The organism is Arthrobacter sp. 2MCAF14 (assembly GCF_052115645.1).
Lineage (GTDB): Bacteria > Actinomycetota > Actinomycetes > Actinomycetales > Micrococcaceae > Arthrobacter.
Window position 1 is genome coordinate 232,868 of record NZ_JBFRHB010000002.1, and the last position, 13,247, is coordinate 246,114.

General features: G+C 61.2%; 12 protein-coding genes. 5 read left to right on the forward strand and 7 right to left on the reverse strand.

The annotated features are described in order from the left end of the window. Positions 1-61 precede the first annotated feature (61 nt). The 4 genes from AB4074_RS03015 to AB4074_RS03030 all read left to right on the forward strand — a co-directional run bounded on the left by AB4074_RS03015 (position 62) and on the right by AB4074_RS03030 (position 6,899). Complete coding sequence (locus tag AB4074_RS03015; protein ID WP_441412024.1) at positions 62-1,579, forward strand: type I restriction-modification system subunit M; 1,518 nt, start codon at positions 62-64, stop codon at positions 1,577-1,579. A gap of 4 nt (positions 1,580-1,583) precedes the next feature. Then, a complete protein-coding gene (locus AB4074_RS03020; protein ID WP_441412025.1) occupies positions 1,584-2,804 on the forward strand; it encodes a hypothetical protein in 1,221 nt (406 codons plus the stop codon). Positions 2,805-2,926: 122 nt separating this feature from the next. After that, positions 2,927-3,865, forward strand: coding sequence for a restriction endonuclease (locus AB4074_RS03025; protein ID WP_441412026.1), 939 nt, complete (start codon positions 2,927-2,929; stop codon positions 3,863-3,865). Between the two features lies 1 nt (position 3,866). Next, positions 3,867-6,899 (forward strand): type I restriction endonuclease subunit R, encoded by a 3,033-nt coding sequence (locus AB4074_RS03030; protein ID WP_441412027.1) that lies wholly within the window; start codon positions 3,867-3,869, stop codon positions 6,897-6,899. 222 nt (positions 6,900-7,121) lie between these two features. On the opposite strand, the gene AB4074_RS03035 is transcribed toward AB4074_RS03030, so the two are convergent. From AB4074_RS03035 to AB4074_RS03045, 3 genes are all read right to left on the reverse strand, one after another. Continuing rightward, complete coding sequence (locus AB4074_RS03035; RefSeq protein ID WP_441412028.1) at positions 7,122-7,961, reverse strand: AbiV family abortive infection protein; 840 nt, start codon at positions 7,959-7,961, stop codon at positions 7,122-7,124. A gap of 279 nt (positions 7,962-8,240) precedes the next feature. Beyond that, entirely contained in the window at positions 8,241-8,390 is a 150-nt protein-coding gene (locus AB4074_RS03040) for a hypothetical protein (protein ID WP_441412029.1), read from the reverse strand. Between the two features lie 78 nt (positions 8,391-8,468). Continuing rightward, positions 8,469-8,978, reverse strand: a complete 510-nt coding sequence (locus AB4074_RS03045; protein WP_441412030.1) for a hypothetical protein — start codon at positions 8,976-8,978, stop codon at positions 8,469-8,471. A gap of 328 nt (positions 8,979-9,306) precedes the next feature. Here AB4074_RS03045 and AB4074_RS03050 point away from each other — a divergent pair, with 328 nt between their 5' ends. After that, positions 9,307-10,596 (forward strand): pentapeptide repeat-containing protein, encoded by a 1,290-nt coding sequence (locus AB4074_RS03050; RefSeq protein WP_441412031.1) that lies wholly within the window; start codon positions 9,307-9,309, stop codon positions 10,594-10,596. 69 nt (positions 10,597-10,665) lie between these two features. Here AB4074_RS03050 and AB4074_RS03055 read toward each other — a convergent pair whose 3' ends face one another. From AB4074_RS03055 to AB4074_RS03070, 4 genes are all read right to left on the reverse strand, one after another. Beyond that, complete coding sequence (locus AB4074_RS03055) at positions 10,666-11,679, reverse strand: ATP-dependent DNA ligase (protein WP_441412032.1); 1,014 nt, start codon at positions 11,677-11,679, stop codon at positions 10,666-10,668. Between the two features lie 31 nt (positions 11,680-11,710). Beyond that, positions 11,711-11,869 (reverse strand): hypothetical protein, encoded by a 159-nt coding sequence (locus AB4074_RS03060; RefSeq protein ID WP_441412033.1) that lies wholly within the window; start codon positions 11,867-11,869, stop codon positions 11,711-11,713. Positions 11,870-11,927: 58 nt separating this feature from the next. After that, positions 11,928-12,233: a hypothetical protein gene (locus AB4074_RS03065; RefSeq protein ID WP_441412034.1), complete on the reverse strand. Its 306-nt coding sequence runs from the start codon at positions 12,231-12,233 to the stop codon at positions 11,928-11,930. A gap of 179 nt (positions 12,234-12,412) precedes the next feature. Then, complete coding sequence (locus AB4074_RS03070) at positions 12,413-13,171, reverse strand: hypothetical protein (protein WP_441412035.1); 759 nt, start codon at positions 13,169-13,171, stop codon at positions 12,413-12,415. Positions 13,172-13,247 lie beyond the last annotated feature (76 nt).

The window sequence follows — 13,247 nt, forward strand, 5'->3', positions numbered from 1 at the left end:
AAGTTGGATACAGTCTTGACTGGTGCCTGTCACCGTCGGATGCACTATAAGAAGGACTACCTTGACGCTCTCAATTTCAGATCCGGGTCAATTGACCCAGCGGCAGCTTGAATCGACACTCTGGTCGGCGGCGAACGCCCTCCGTGGCCCGGTCGATCCCGGTGACTTCAAGGCCTACGTCTTCCCGGTGATGTTCTTCAAGTGGATCAGCGACGGCTGGGACCACGAGCATGCACGAGCCGTCGAAGATTTCGGGGCAGCCTTGACGGATGAGATTGAAGCTGATTACCACACGTTCGTCATCCCCGACGACTGCCACTGGGCCGATGTCATCGAAACCGCGCAACAGACCGGGGTGAAGCTGGACAACGTCCTGCAGCGGATCCAGCAGGCCAACCCTGACGCCCTCGCCGGTGTCTTCGGTGATGTCCACTGGGCCAACCAGGAGCGGCTCCCACAGTCAGCCCTTGCCGCGCTGCTGAACTCCTTCCACTCCGTCCGGTTGGACCCGGACAGCGTCAACGGCGACATGCTCGGATCCGCATACGAATACCTGCTGCGGGAGTTCGCTGAAGCCTCCGGCAAGAAGGCCGGCGAGTTCTTCACGCCCCGCCACGTTGTCCACCTGCTCGTGAAGATCCTTGACCCGAAACCGGGAGACACCATCGCCGACCCTGCCTGTGGCTCCGGCGGCATGCTCGTCGAAACAGTCACCGCGGTGACAGCAGCCGGGGGCGACCCAAGGACGCTCCGCCTGCATGGCCAGGAAATCAACCTGACCACCAGCGCCATCGCGAAGATGAACCTGTACTTGCACGGGCTCAAGGAATTCAAGGTCGTCCGCGGCGACACCTTCCGCGAACCGAAGCTCCTGGACGGTGACGGCTTGCAGAAGTTCGACGTCGTCATCGCCAATCCGCCGTTCTCCCTCCAGAACTGGGGCGCCGAGGGCTGGGCCAACGACCCTTACGGCCGCGTCGTCTGCGGAATCCCGCCAGCCAAGAACGGCGACTACGCCTGGATCCAGCACATGGTCGCCTCCATGAGGGAAGACACCGGCCGGGTCGGCGTCGTCATGCCCCATGGGGTGCTGTTCCGCGGCGGCAAAGAAGGCGCCATCCGTGAATGCCTGATCGGCAAGGACCTACTGGAAGCCGTCATCGGCCTGCCCAACAACCTCTTCTACTCGACGTCTATCCCGGTCTGCCTGCTGATCTTCCGGAAAGCGAAGCCGGCGGATCGGCGGGACAAGGTCCTGTTCATCGACGCGTCCAAACGGTTCGTCCCCGGCAAGAACCAGAACACCATGTCAGATTGCGACATCAAGGTCATCGACGCTGCCTACAAAGATGGCACTGACATCGACGGTGAAGACGGCCTAAGCCTCCGCTTGGTCGGGCTGGATGAGATCGAGGCCAATGGTTTCGACCTGAACATCGGCCGTTACATCAAGACCGATACCATCGCCGAGGTCAATGTTGAAGAAGCCCTCATCGCCTACCAGGAAAGCCGCGAGCAGCTCGCTGCTGCCGAAGCTGTGCTGGCTGAAAAGCTGAAGGCGGCCGGCTTTGTCTTCTGATCCGATGAAGCCCATCCGGCTCGGAGACGTCTTCGAGGTCAGCAATGAGCGCCTTGGTGAATATGCTGAAGAACCTCCGGTATTTGCCATCTCAAAATACGATGGCGTCGTACTCGGGTCCGACTATCACGAACGCCGCGTGGCATCCGACAAGCTGAACACCTACAAAACGCTTGGCCCCGCGGGCTGGGCCTACTCAACGATTCACATCGATGAAGGCTCCATCGCTCGGAACAGCCACGACTTTCTTGGCGTGGTCAGCCCCATGTACACGATCCTTCGCTGGACCAGCGAGGATCACGACCCGCGGTACTTCGAACACCTGTTGCGGTCCCCCGAAATGCTGGCAACCTACGGAGACATGGCACAGGGAAGTATCAACCGCCGGCGCAGCCTCCCGTGGAAGACGTTCTCGTCAATCTCAGTCTCAGTACCGACTATCAATGAGCAGCGGCGCACCGTTGACCTGATCGGCGCCGTGGACAAAGCAATCGATGCGGCCGATGAACAGGCCAATACCCTTTGGTCCATCACACACAGACTGCTGGACAATTCCTTCAAGGGATTTCCGCTAGTTCATGTGGGCGACTTGCTTGCAGGAATATCTGGAGGTAAGAGCCCATCGGCAGAAGGCCGCCCACCTGTTGCGGAGGAGTACGGCGTTCTAAAGGTCAGTGCCGTTAGCGAACTTGGTTTTCTCCCGTCCGAATCCAAGACCGTCGACAACCCTAATATTTTCAACGCCTCCATGTCGGTTAGAGCCGGAGACATTCTCATCAGCCGCGCCAATACGCCCGAACGGGTGGGGCTGGCCTGCTTGGTGGATGACGACTACCCGAATCTGTTCCTTTCAGACAAGACGCTGCGGTTGGTTCCTAAGGCCGGAGTCGATCCGGCTTCTCTGGTAGCTGTTCTCGCCACTTCGAAAGCCAGAACGCAGATCCAAATGAGCGGAACGGGTTCGTCAGGAAGCATGAAGAACATTTCTCAGGAAGCAATCCGGCAGTTGTCCGTTGGGTGGCCTGCAGACCCGGAAGAGCAGGGTCGAATCGGGTCGCTGAACAAGAGCCAGCTCGACGTCATATCTAAGCTCCGGGCGACCGCTGATTCTCTCCGCTCGCTCCGCGCCGAACTGCTTTCTGCCCTCCTCTCCGGTGCGCATAGAATTCCAGAGACGTATGACGAGCTGATGGGGGCGGACTCGATGGAGGCGGTGGGGGTATGACGACGTGGGTGGTTCGGGCGGGAGCGAGCGGGGAAGACGAGGATTGGAACCTTAGCTCGGGTCGGGCGGGTGTCGGATGGCCTGAGATCGGCGACATGTCTGCCTGCCGAAGCCGTGAGGATGTGAGGACACTCGTCGACGCTGCGTTCCCCGGCGATTCCGTGATGCGGCGGGCCAACTACACAGGCCAGCTGTGGGCCTTGCAGGGCGTTATCCAACCTGGAGATTTGATCATCATGCCGCTGAAGCGTAGCGGGGAGCTGGCCTTCGGGACTTGCCGGGCCGGGTACTCGTATGACGCTTCCGCCGCGGACAGGCGGCGCCGGCATCATATTGACGTCGACTGGCACCCGGAGCACTTTTCTCGCTCGGTGTTGAAGGATGACCTACTGAACATGATCAACGGGGCAATGACGGTATTTAGCCCGTCTCGGCATAACGCCGACGACCGACTGCATGCAGTTCTTCGCAACGGGGCCGACCCAGGATTTTTCGGCGCAATGCCAGGCTTGGCGCAGGCCACGAGCGCGACTACTGCCGACATTGAGGCGGCGGGTGTGCTCGACCCCGAGACTGTTCCGACGATGGATGCAATCAAGGACAGGATCCGGACACATATCGTTGAGAACTTTTCCGGCCACAAGCTCACGTACCTGGTTGCCGACATTCTGACCGTCCTGGGATACGTCTGCAATGTTTCGCCGGAAGGCCCTGATGGCGGCGTGGACATCCTGGCCGGACGCGGACCATTGGGGCTGGATTCCCCGACGCTTGTTGTTGAGGTCAAGTCCGAATCGTCACAGATTGGCGCCCCTGTTGTTCGCGGACTGCAGGGAGCCGTCACCAGCAATCAAGCGGACCAAGGGCTTCTCGTCGCGTGGGGAGGAATCAACACCAATGCCAAGAGGGAGTTCTCCCATCAACGGACACGTATGGGCTTTTGGGATTCGGAGGCCCTTATGGAGCAACTTTTCAAGGTCTATGCCGACCTTCCGCAGGAGACGCGGAACAAGCTGCCACTGAAACTGGCGTGGGTCCTCGACGAAGAGCCGGGGGCGTAACGTGGCGGGGTTCAACGAGTCGAACACGGTGCAGCAGCCGGTCCTGGATTTGCTGGTGGCCGCCGGGTGGAAGCACATTCCCGGGTATCAGCTGGACCGGCACACCGAGGACGTGCTGCTCGAGGCTGATCTGCGCGCGGCACTGGTACGGCTGAATCCTGCTGTTGCCGAAGTCCCGGAGCGCGCGGCAGAATTGCTGTCGCCGCTGCGAAGCTTGATGCTGTCGGCACGGGAGGACGGGCTGGTCCCGACCAACCAGCATTTCCTGGAGTGGCTCCGCGGGCAGAAAACCCACCGGTTCCAGGGCCGGGAGGGATTCGACCCGGTCCAGCTGATCGACTTCCAGAATCCCGCCAACAACATCCTGGCCGTCTCCGATGAGGTCACCTTCGGCACTCCGGGGCATTCCTGCAGATTTGATTTAGTACTCTGGGTCAATGGCATACCGCTTGTGGTGGTCGAGACCAAGACCCGGCTGGACGCCCGGATCACCTGGCTGAAGGCCGCCCACGAGATCCACGCCATCTACGAGCCAGGCTGGCCGGAATTCTTCGTGCCCAATGCGTTCTCTGTCGCGACAGACGGCAAGGACTTCCATTACGGGGCCGTCGGGCAGGACATCGAATCGTGGGGCGTGTGGGGATCCACGGAGGAGGACATCCTTCCCTCGGGTTGGCCGCGGGTGAAACGCAGCGTCGAACTGCTCCTGAACCCGGAAACCGTCCTGTCGGTGATCGCCGATTTCACCGCGTACGAACTCAAAGGCAAGCACTCGGGCCTGCCGCGCCTGCACAAGATTGTCCCTCGCTACCCGCAAGTGGAGGCCGTCCGGGCCATCCACGCCCGTGCGCTGCACGGCACCAAAAAGCAGGGCCTAATCCACCACACCCAGGGTTCGGGCAAGACGCTGGCGATGCTATTTGCCGCGGTGAAGTTGGTCAACGAGCCGAAGCTGAAGAACCCGTCCATCATCCTGATCGCGGACCGGATCCAGCTGGTCACACAGATGTACCGGCAGTTCCTGAGGGCCGGCATGCCATCCCTGGAGGCGCCGGAGAACGCCGCGGAGCTGCGGCGCATCCTGTCTGAGGACCGTCGGGGCATCATTTTCACGACCGTTCATAAGTTCAAGAGCGCCGGTGTCCTCAATACCCGGGAGAACATCATCGTCCTGGTCGACGAAGCCCACCGGACCCAGGAAGGACAGCTGGGTAAGTTCCTGCGGGCCGCGTTCCCGAACGCCCGCTTCTTCGGCTTCACCGGCACTCCCATCGCCGATGAGGACCGGAACACTTACGAGCTCTTCGGCGACCCTGATGACCCCAACCATGCGATGAACACCTACGACTCGGACCGGTCCATCGCCGACGGGACCACGGTGCCCATGCACGTCTCGCCGCGGCTGGTGGACTTCCACATCCGCAAAGCCGACCTGGACAAGGCCTTCGGTGAGTTGGCCGCCGAGGAGGGTCTGACCGAGGAGGAGCAGGAGTTTGTGGCGGCCAAGGCCACCGACACCCGGACCTTCTTCGCCAACCCGGAACGGGTCCGTAAGGTCTGCGCCGACATCATCGAGCACTTCTACTCCACGATCGACCCGCTGGGCATGAAAGCCCAGGTTGTCGCCTACGACAGGGGCCTCTGCGTGGCGTACCACTCGGAATTGACCCGGCAGCTGGAAGCCCGCACCCAGGACGGTACCGGCCCCGATGAGGCAGCTGTGGTCATGTCCGTCCAGACCAAGGACGACAGCGATTGGCAGCAATTCCGGCTGACCGATGACAAGGAAGAGGCCATCCTCAACCGGTTCCGTCAGCTCGGGGACCCGCTGAAGTTCGTTGTCGTCACCTCGAAGCTGGGCACCGGCTTTGACGCGCCAATCGAGGGCGTCATGTACCTGGACAAGCCCATGAAGCTGCACACCCTGTACCAGACCATCACCAGGACGAACAGGAACTGGAAGAACGCGTCCACCGGCCAGGAGAAGCGCTACGGGCTGATTGTGGACTACGTCGGCCTCGGTGACGGTTTCGCCAGGGCCATGTCGCCAGCCAACCCGGAGCACGCCCGCAAGGAAATCGAAACGGACTCGCTCCTGGAACAGTTCGACATGGAGATCGCCAACGTCCTGGACCGGTTCGCCGGCATCGACCGCTCCGCCAGCGGCTTTGAGGCGCTCCAGGCCGCACACGACCGGATCCCCGACGATAGGGCCATGGAGCGCTTCGCGGCCCAGTACGGAATGCTGCAGGGCATCTGGGAGGCTGCCTATCCGGACCTGCGACTCGAAGCCCACCGGGCCGACTACCGGTGGCTGTCCAAGGTGTATGCCTCCGTTGCGCCGGCCGACGACACCCGCGACCTGCTTTGGCACCGACTTGGCGCCAAGACCTTGGAGCTCGTACATGGCCACATTGGCGAGGTCACCGTCAAAGACACCGGGGTCGACGTCGTCATCGCAGATGAAGGCACCATCAAACGGCTCATCGAAGCCGGGGTTATCGATCCTGACGAGGGCAGCGGCGACAACACCGTGACCACGGCCGCTGAGGTCGTGGACAATATTGCCACACGGCTGCGGAAACGGCTCGAAGGTGCCAACGGCACCCATTCCGTCTACCGCACGATCGCCGAGCGTCTGGAACGGCTCCGGGAACGCCAGCTTGCCCAGGCACGCGACTCGGTGGACTTCCTGCGGGACCTGCTCGATTTGGCCCGTGACCTCGCCTCAGCTGAGAAGGCAGAGGACGAGTCGGGCGTTGTCGGGCTGGACCTGCTACCGGACCCGAACGTCGGCGCCCTCACCCAGATCTTTGAAGAGTACAAACCCCACGACGTTCCGGTCATCGTCGGGAAGGTTGTCGCTGACATTGACGCCATCGTCAAGGAGGTCCGATGGGACGGTTGGAACAACAGCAAAGAGGGCGACAAAGCAGTCCGCATCGCGATTCGCAAGGTATTGGTCCGGTACGGTCTGCCAGCGTCAGGGGAGCTCTTCGACCACGCCTACGCATACGTGGCCGAAAACTACTGACTTTGGGTTTCTCCCGCAGCTGGCGAACCAGGTCCGGTTCGGCCCCCTGAATCCTCCGCGTAAGTTGGCAGCAGCTTGTACACAGTCGCCAGGACAAGCCGCCACATCCGCGCCTGCAGTCGTCAGGATTCCGATGGCTGCCGTTCAAGGGTCAACTGACAGCAGGCATGGCGGAACGATGCCGGCCGCCACGTGCCAAGCAGCGGGGAGGGGGCAGGAATCTCAGTAATCGCGGTAGTCAAGGGGTCCCATTTCGTCCAACATCATCCGGTTGTAATACCCGGCCTGCTCATCCTTCAGCTGGTCGATGGTGGTGCTGTCATCCACGGATAGGTTCAGCTTGGTCAGGGGAAAGGTCCATTTCTCCTGCACGGTTCGCCATGCATCAGCCAGCTCCCTTGTTGCTTCCGTTTCTGCTGTTACCAAAGCCTGCAGCACGCGGGTATTCCTGTCCCGGCAATATTCCCAGCGCGTCGATTCGTCAAAGGATGAGTTCGCCCATGCGATGGCCACAGCCCGGGCGCCGGCCTCTGTCAGCATCCCTGCCGTCCGCATGGCAAGCACCAGACGTGTTATCGGTCGCGACACTTGGACGAGCTCCGGATCTCCGCCCGTCCATTCATATTTTCCAGGTTCCGTTTCCTCGTAGTCCACGTACAGCGTGGTCTCGCGTTGGCGCTTGAGACTGTTTCGGAAGATCCAGTCGGCGTCATTGGGCCCGTCAAGGTAGTGGCTGGGGCGGCAATCCTCAACGTAGCCCATGACTTCGGCGTAGAGGGACGGATTTGATTCGTGGACGTAGGCGTAGATGGCGCGGGGAAGGTGGTCATAAAAGTCTCGGAAGCACTTCGTGAACTCTTTCTGCTTGTGCATGCTCCGGGACATGTCGAGCAGAATGAGAATCTTCGCCGCTTCCTCCGTGCAAATAATGTCAAGCGCGGCAGCGCCACGAATGTCTCCGGCACTCTCTAGCGTCACGACAGATTTCGCCAAGCCGTCAACGTGCTCTCCTAGGCGAGCCAGACCTTCTCCAATGATCGGGAAGCGGTCGTCCTGCTTCACATCGAGCAACCGGCGAAGTTGCCGCTCGCGCATCAAAGGAGCCGCGCAGTTGTCAGGTCAATCAGCTCAGGTGTGTCGCAGCGTCTGCACATGCCCCCATTCTGCACCCACAATGTTCAACAGCCGAGTCAGTCAGGATGTCGAATCCCGGTCGAAAACGGCGGGTTCCGGGAGTTTCGCGCTTAGGATGCGACACACCGTCGGCGGAGCACGGAACCGCTGCGCGAAACGCATTTGTGTGTTTCAGCGGCCGGAAGGCTTATGTGCAGGCCCGATGGGTCAGCCGATGTGTTTTCGGATGACGATGCGACGGTACCCTTCCGGAACGAGCTCTGTGGCCTTGGTTAGCGCGTCTTCGTAGGAGGCGCCGGTGGCGCTAACGCGGCTCTGCTCGCCGTCCGGGCTCTCAATGGTCAGTTCAACTTCCATGCAATCAGTTTGCCTGATTGGTTATGACAATCTGGTCCGGGGGTTGCGCTCAGGCGACAGGAGTTCAAATGATGACTCTCAGCGCTGCTGGAAAGGGACGGCCCGGCGCCAGTATGCAGCTTCAGCGTTCGTGAGGATCTCGTAGATCCTCTCGGCTACGTATTTGCCCAGGTAGGGACGCTCCTCGGGAGTCAAGGATCCCAAGGACTCGAGCGCGGACGCCAGGAGGACATCATCGTCAATGGATTCCTCAACCCATTCCTTGACGCCGTCAGCGACCAGGTCCTCCCACATGTAGGGGGAGGTGGCAATGGCTTCGCGGACGGCGGCGAGCCTTACCCGGGTGTCGTGATTCCGGGACATTGTATAGAGGCGTGTCTGGTAGGCGTCCGAAGTCACGGACATCGACGGCGCCAGGGCGAGCGGGCGCGGGGCGGCATGAGCGTCGGTGACCTGGTACCGGGTCACGGTGGGGTGGCGGTGATGCAGTTGTTGGCGGATTTCCCTGATGCGGTGGCCAAGGCGGGGCGTACCGGCGGCCGGGTGGTGGCTGCTCCGGGGGGCTTCGATGTCGTTGCGTGGTGGCATGGTCTGCCTCGTGCGTGGGCGGTGTGTGAACGACTATTCCTCATGGTATTCCCGGGCCCGGATGTATTGAAGGGGCCCACATTTGCTTCATGTCCCGCGCCATGGCCGGGTTTCCTGGCAGCTCGCGATCCTCTGACCGTTGCGGACACGGAACCAGGCCACCGGTGACGTAGATGGTCAGGGACCTGGACTTCGGCCGGGTCCAGTTCGGGCCGGCTCCTGGCAGAGTCCATTATTTCGAAGCCGTAGGTAATCCTCACCAATTGCTTTGGTTCTAAATATCGACTAGGACCTCCCAAATTAGACGGTGAGGTGTGACCATTACCGCATGAACAAACGCGGGAACGGACCTTCCTGGAAAGAACGAACGCGTAAAGGGGCCGGAGAGTCTTGGCAGAAGGCCTCGCGGTTCGCACGTCGTGCGAGACTATCGACCGCAGTGTTTGGCGCTGTCATCGCCGCCACGGCCATCGCTTTCATAGCCCACATGGTCCTTCAATGGGTCCTTCCCCACGGAGGGGATCCCATCCAGCCAAAAGACCTCACCCAGTTCTCGCTCACAATCGTCGCGGGTATCGGCGGTGTTGTTGCCCTCGTCGTCGCCTACCGGCGGCAAGGTGGAATTGAGCAGAGCCGCTTCGTAGAGCGGTTCGGTGCCGCAGCCAGCCAATTGGGACACTCGGACGTGGCTGTTCGTATGGCAGGGGTCTATGCCATGGCAGGCGTTGCCGACGAAACAGTGGCTCATGAAAGACAGCAGTGCGTTGATGTGCTTTGCGGTTACCTGCGGCTGCCGTACTCCCCAGAGCTGGGGTCAAACCACCAGGCTGAACTCCAGCGCAAGGTCCCGGCCCGCGAAGGGGAAGAATCTACCCGCCGATACCTTTATCGGCAGAATGACAAGGAAGTAAGACAGACCATCATCAGGGTCATCAAGTCCCATCTCCAAAGAGATGTGCGAGAATCGTGGTCGCCGTGCGCGTTCGATTTTCGGGGCGCAGTACTCGAGGATGCAAACTTCGATCGGGCGATATTCGTCGGGTACCCAACCACTTTCGATAGAGCGATGTTCATCGGGGCAGAGACCTCGTTTCATGCGGCGAAGCTCAACGCGGTAAGTTTCAAGGGGACTAGGTTCAGTGCTACGGAGACCTCGTTCGATGTGGCGGGTTTTAGCTCGTCATCATCGTTCGAGGGGGCCGTGTTTAGCGGGGCAAAGACCTCGTTCCAAGGAGCCTTCTCTACTCACCACCACGAAGTCACGTTTGAGGGGGCGATGTTCCTTGGAACGGAGACCTCATTTTGTGAGGCGGAATTCGTTTCGCCGACAAATTTCAGGGGCTGCAACTTCGGCGAGGGTCGTGTTGACTTTTCCTGGCCCAGGCAATGGGTTCCGGGCGCAGCAAGATTCGATTGGGATGAGAGATTGCCAGCTGAGGAACGTAAGCCTCGGCCGGGAAACGTTCTGCCACCTGCGCCAGAGTGGCCTCCGAAGAGGCACCCTAAAGCCCCACCTCCGGTGACCGGCCATTCGTACTTCTTGGAGGAGGGCGAGGAGTTCGTAAGGGCTTTCGTCGTTAGACGTGGCATGAGAAAGCCGAAGCGGGTGCCGAAATGACCCTGCCAGACCACGCGGCATCGGCGGCCCCCTGATGACGATCCGTTCCACCAAGGACAGTGGTAGATGCTACGCGGCGGACAAGTGATCCGGCAGCTTCACCTCATCTGGGTTCAGTTCGGGGCGGGCGCGTAGGTAGCGCAGCGGATGCCGGAACGATCTCCCGGACCAGGCGACGTCGGCGGAGACTTCCACGACCAGGGGTTCGACCCGGGTCAGGTGGACGGGTTCTTTGTCCTTGGTGAACCGGTCCAACAGGCCGGGACTGATCTGCTCAGGCCACGGGTGGTCCGGGCGGGGAATGTGCAGGTGGGCGGCAAGGGTTCGCGAGGAGGCGGCAGTCAACGGAGAGGTGCGCCCGACAATCCAGAGCCGGTCGTGCATGGGCAGCCCGGCGACGACAGCGAAGGGCCGGTCCCGGCGGCCTATGACGGCAGCGCAGACGACGTGAATGTCATCTCTGTGCTTAACCTTCAGCCATTGCCGGACGCCACCTTCATATAGTTGCCCGGATCCCTTGACCACAAGGCCCTCACAGCCGGTGGCGGGCAGGTCCTCGAACCATTGCATGGCCGTGTCGTAATCAGAGGTGACGGGGGAGAGGTTCAGTGGAGGCCGCCAGTCGGAGGCCAGTTCTTCCAGGAGCGCGCGTCGGTCCCGCAGCATGATGTTCCGGGTGTCGTGCCCGGCGACGGCGAGAATGTCGAAAGCTGCGAAGGAGGCGGGGCGCTCTTTGACGAAGGCGGGGAGAGCAGCTCTGCCGGTGATCATGCGCTGCTGGAGCGAGTTGAAGTCGAGGCGGTCATTCGACCAGATCAGCGCTTCGCCGTCGACGACACAACCGGCCGGGATGTATGCGATCGCGGCGGCCACCAGGTCAGGAAAGTACCTCGAAAGGTCTTTGCCTTGTCTGGAAAAGAGCGTGGCGCCCTTCGCGTCAACGGAAATTGCGATCCTAAAACCGTCGAATTTGGGTTCATAAATGCAGCCGCCCGGCAGGGCATCCGGGGGCGGGATCCGGTCCACGGCCTTCGCCATTGCCAAGGCCGGCGAGTGGAGCCCGGCGGGCAAGGTATCGGGCATGGACGTCACAATACGCCCGGGCGGGGGCGGTTCAGTAGTGGCTGGAGAAGACGGCGGGCACCGGTGCGGCGTCAAGGTCACGGACGGCAGTAGTCTTCACTTCTTCAGGGTCGGAGAACACCACGCGGTGGACGCCGCCAGTCGGTTCTTCCGAGGAGCGGGATGCAAGAGTGGGGCTTGTTGTTTCCATAGGCCTTATGTCTACGCCGTGGGCGGCAGCCGTGCCAGCTGACGCGCCGGGAGCGCAGCTACTCCTGGATACCGTTCTTCTCGCCCTGTTCCTTGCTGGGGTTCGTGCGCTGATCAAGCAACGCGATGAGCGCGTCGTCCTCCAGAATGGAGGCGTAGGCACTGATGCCAAGCCTGGCCTGAAAATTTTTGACAAATTGGAAGAAGCGTTCATCTTTGTGCTCCACCCATTCCCGCCGGACAAGGGCCAGCACCCGGTCAATGCGTTCGGTCGATCGCGGTGGCCCCTCGAAGAGGTCTGCTGGGCCACCGTCATCTCGGTCTGAAGCGTCGGATGTGGGGCGGCCCTCTGGATGTTGGCTCATATTTGAAGTCTAAGTCAGCACCAGGAGGCGTCTCGCAAACTCTAGTTTGGCGAGGCGAACTCGAACCGCCCGAAGTAGGGTATTTCCGTGGCCGGGAATGTCTCATAAAGCCTGTCTCACGTGTTCGTCTCATAAGTCCTTAGGGAGTTGCAAGACGCTTCCCGGTGAGGCAGCGGCGGTTAACCCTGAATAAGCTCGATGTAACGAGCGTTCAGGATGCCCAGCGGTTCCTCGAAGTGTCCGTTGGTCTTCGTTGCCTCCGCGTATGAGCTGACCCCGAACAGTGCGGCTGCGCAGACCTGGCCGCTGATCTGGTGGTTCACCTCGTCGGGCTCGTGGTCAAGGATGTAGCCTGCCTCGATGTCCTCGATCGTGTAGTAGGGACGTGCACTCGAGAGAGTCGGGTGACTCCGCTGCGTCTCGAGCAGCCACCCCTGGTAAACCGGCATCAGCTTCTCCGGGTGCTTCCTGACGAAGTTCCGCAAACTACTCTGGGTGTCGAGGGATAGGAATTCCTTGCTGGACTCCATCTGGAGCGCCTCAAGCGCCGCTATCTCCTCGTCCGTGTAGGACCACGTCGCCGACTGGGACTCACGCATCTTCTTGATGCTCTCGTTGCGTTCCCGGAGGGCCACCTCCACCGCGCCGGCGCCCACCTGGGCGACCCAGTACAGCCGGACTGCATGCTCCAAAATTGATCGAACCAACGGCGACGCCTCCTCGCCGTAACCGGCTGCCTCCAGCTGGATGGCCGCTTCTCCCGTGCGCAGGAGCCGGATCATCCAGCCCCAAGACAGGGCCACGGCGGCCGCATCGCTTAGCCTGGCCCTCTCTCCGCTCCCGTAGAGCGTGCCTGACGGGGCCGGCGCTGCGCCCACCAGGTCACGGATGTCCGAGTACAGGGCCGTGTAAGCCTCACGTCGTGCCTGATCATCCACGGCTTATTCTTCCCTTCCGTAGTCCATCTCAGCTGTCACTCTATGTCCGCCGGGCAGGACGCCGCGCCTAGCCGGG